The organism is Bacillus sanguinis (genome assembly GCF_018332475.1).
GTDB classification, from domain to species: domain Bacteria; phylum Bacillota; class Bacilli; order Bacillales; family Bacillaceae_G; genus Bacillus_A; species Bacillus_A sanguinis.
Window position 1 is genome coordinate 1 of sequence record NZ_BOQB01000465.1, and the last position, 2,839, is coordinate 2,839.

Annotated in this window: 5 protein-coding genes; 1 reads left to right on the forward strand and 4 read right to left on the reverse strand. The window is 33.2% G+C overall.

Translation table 11 applies throughout. The features are described 5' to 3' along the window. Positions 1–108 precede the first annotated feature (108 nt). From KI369_RS27700 to KI369_RS27715, 4 genes are read right to left on the reverse strand one after another with little or no spacing between them, the layout of a single operon-like run. Complete coding sequence (locus tag KI369_RS27700; protein WP_212958831.1) at positions 109–687, reverse strand: HAD-IA family hydrolase; 579 nt, start codon at positions 685–687, stop codon at positions 109–111. 23 nt (positions 688–710) lie between these two features. Continuing rightward, positions 711–1,292, reverse strand: a complete 582-nt coding sequence (locus KI369_RS27705; protein ID WP_212958833.1) for a kinase — start codon at positions 1,290–1,292, stop codon at positions 711–713. Beyond that, positions 1,292–1,834, reverse strand: coding sequence for a GNAT family N-acetyltransferase (locus KI369_RS27710; protein WP_212958835.1), 543 nt, complete (start codon positions 1,832–1,834; stop codon positions 1,292–1,294). The genes KI369_RS27705 and KI369_RS27710 overlap by 1 nt, the downstream gene beginning before the upstream one ends. A gap of 14 nt (positions 1,835–1,848) precedes the next feature. Next, the gene (locus tag KI369_RS27715; RefSeq protein ID WP_212958837.1) at positions 1,849–2,232 is read right to left on the reverse strand and encodes a VOC family protein; all 384 of its coding nucleotides are present in this window, start codon (positions 2,230–2,232) and stop codon (positions 1,849–1,851) included. 283 nt (positions 2,233–2,515) lie between these two features. Between KI369_RS27715 and KI369_RS27720 the strand changes: the two genes are divergently transcribed. After that, positions 2,516–2,764, forward strand: coding sequence for a DNA alkylation repair protein (locus tag KI369_RS27720; RefSeq protein ID WP_212958839.1), 249 nt, complete (start codon positions 2,516–2,518; stop codon positions 2,762–2,764). Positions 2,765–2,839: the final 75 nt, after the last annotated feature.

Genomic DNA, 2,839 nt, shown 5'->3' on the forward strand with positions numbered 1-2,839 from the left:
AGATAGGGCAATTCCTTATAAATATGAACCCGAGTGATTAACATTACTTTTTATGCTTTATTTATACATAGAAAATAATTTTGATAGTAGAAGCAATTATCACCCAATCTATAAAATAACCTCTCTATCAATCACTACCTTAAAAAATTCCGAGTAATGCGATAAAGAATAATCCGCTACATCACAATTCCCTTGAAACATACATGTTGAAATACCTAATTCCTTTGCAGGTAGTAAATCTAATTCTCTATCACCAATAGCTAAATCAATATTGTGCTTTTTATGCAAATAATCATAAGATAGAGCGTTCGGTTTTCGAGGGAAACCATCATCAATTGTAACCATGTCTACGAAGTATTTGTCCCAGCCGTAATGATTTAATATTGGTAATACTCCGGCTCTATCTTTGTGAGTCATAATTACATTTTTATCGGCAAACTTTAAAACCTCTTCCACCTTTTCAAATGGTTTTATATCTTCTATCATAATACGACTCTCTAATACATCAATTTCACTTAATTGTTTTTTAGATATTTCATAATAATCAATTGCGTGTGAAAATGAAACCTTTAACTTTGTATAGATTTCTTCTTCACTTATTTCCTTCCCTAAAACTTGAGAAAGAATCTTTGTATAAACTGGATACGTATCAAATAACGTCCCATCAAAATCCCATAAAATATTCATTCTGCTCACCTTCTATTTTCCAATCATTGTATGACTAAATCCGCTCGGTCCTTCGGCAATTCCTTTTCTAAATAATAATCCTCTGCTTTCCAATACCTATTTTGAAACTTCGAAAGTTTCTTCTGGGTCTCTCCGCTTTCCCGCAGAAACCGTGTCTCTCTTGGACAATCCAAGTACACCATATAATGAAAGAAATCTCTCCATTCTTTTCGCTGAAGAAAAACCCCTTCAATTACAATTACGCCTACTATAGGAATCTGTACCTTTTTCATTTCGCATAAGTCTATCTCATCATTATAGAACGATAAATTTAGTTTTGTTTCATTTTGTAGCTTTCGAAAAAACTTCTGCCGAAGCCACTCAATATCCCATTGTAAATAATAATACTCATACCATTCTTCAAATCCTGTATCATAGCGTTTATTACGCTCCACTATATGATCATCAATATGAAAAATATGAAACGGAATGCTTTCCTGTTGCATATTTTCCTTTAAATTTGCAACGAATGTTGTTTTTCCAGATCGACTTAAACCATCTATACCTAAAATAAATCTATTTTCCCTATGCGTCTTCATAATAGTTATAAGTTCGTTTGTACTCATTACTTCTTCCACTCTTCTTTTAATAAAGAATATAAAATCGTATCATGCGCAACTCCATTTTGAATCATATGTTTTCGAAGTAATCCTTCTTCTTGAAAGCCTGCTTTTGTTAACAACTTTTGAGAAGCTTTATTTTCTACATATACTACAGCTGCGATTCTTATAAGTTGCAACGTTTCAAACCCGTAATCTAAAATCGCCTGTAACGCTTCCGTTGCATATCCTTGTCCCCAATATGTATCGTCTAATTCATAACCGATTTCAGCTCGCTTATGATGATTGTTTATTAAATGAAATCCGCACGTTCCGATTAATTGGCCTGTCCCTTTTTTCTCTATTCCCCAACGAAATACAGTTCCCTCTTCATAACGAGTTTTAAACGTTTGAATAGTCGTTTTCGCCTGCTCAATATTTTCGAAAGAATCCATTCCGAAATAACGTATAACAGATTCTTTTGAAAAATAACGGAACATCGTTTCTGCATCTAACAGTGTTAGTTCTCTTAATTGTAAACGTTCTGTTTCTAGTTTCGGAAACCCCATCACTTTTTCTCCTTTTATTCTAATAAACTGCAAATTTCAATATAATTTCCATCTGGATCGGCAATATATGCAATGGTTTGCCCCCACGGTTTCACAATCGGTTCAACTAAAATCTTAATACCTTGTTCTCTAAATTGCTCAATCGTTTCTTGTACATTTTCAACAACAAATCCCAATTCAAAATGGGAAGATTGTAACTCGCCTTCTGTAAGTGGTAGTCCTGTTAATTCTTTCACGTCTTGCCGCGTATTCATCGCTAATATGGTAGTACCCGTATTAAATTCAATATATGTACCATGCTCTGCTTTTATCGGTAACTGTAATACATCTTTATAGAATCTTAGACATTCCTCAAACTTTTCTACATATAAAATGATGTACTTCATTTTTAAATTCATTTTACATCCCCCTTTATATCCATCCCTAAAATTTCGACAAAAGTCTCATAAAAACCTTGTTTCCTATAGTAACGAGCACAAAAAAATGAGGCCGATTTCTCGGCCTCCCAGCTTATTGGCATAAAACAGGAGATTTGGTTTGGACATAACCAGTTCGTACTCTTATTATATTTTATTTTTTCTGAATTTTAAATGCATTAAACACCTATTTATATTGAGAAAGTTTTTTTGCTTGCATAAAATTAATGAGTTTAAGAAATGCTACAAATGGAGGTGTATACATATGGAACCAATGCTATGTCCAAATTGTAAAACGAACCGTACTCGCTTTAATATTCTTGAGCAACAAGTAAAACCAGTCAAGTTAAATCCACAAACTGGTCAAGTAGAAGAAGAATACACAAATGAAACGATGAACGCTTTTCATATGGCTTATCAAGGACCTACTTACCGCGTCCAATGTGCTGTATGTGGACTCGTTGAAAATCCTGAACAATTTATTAAACCTGCGCAAAATCAGTCTTTTTCTTAAATATTATTCTTACCCCCTATGGAATTTTTATAGGGGGGATTTCCATTTAATATGTTAAACAAAAATGTTTTTCTT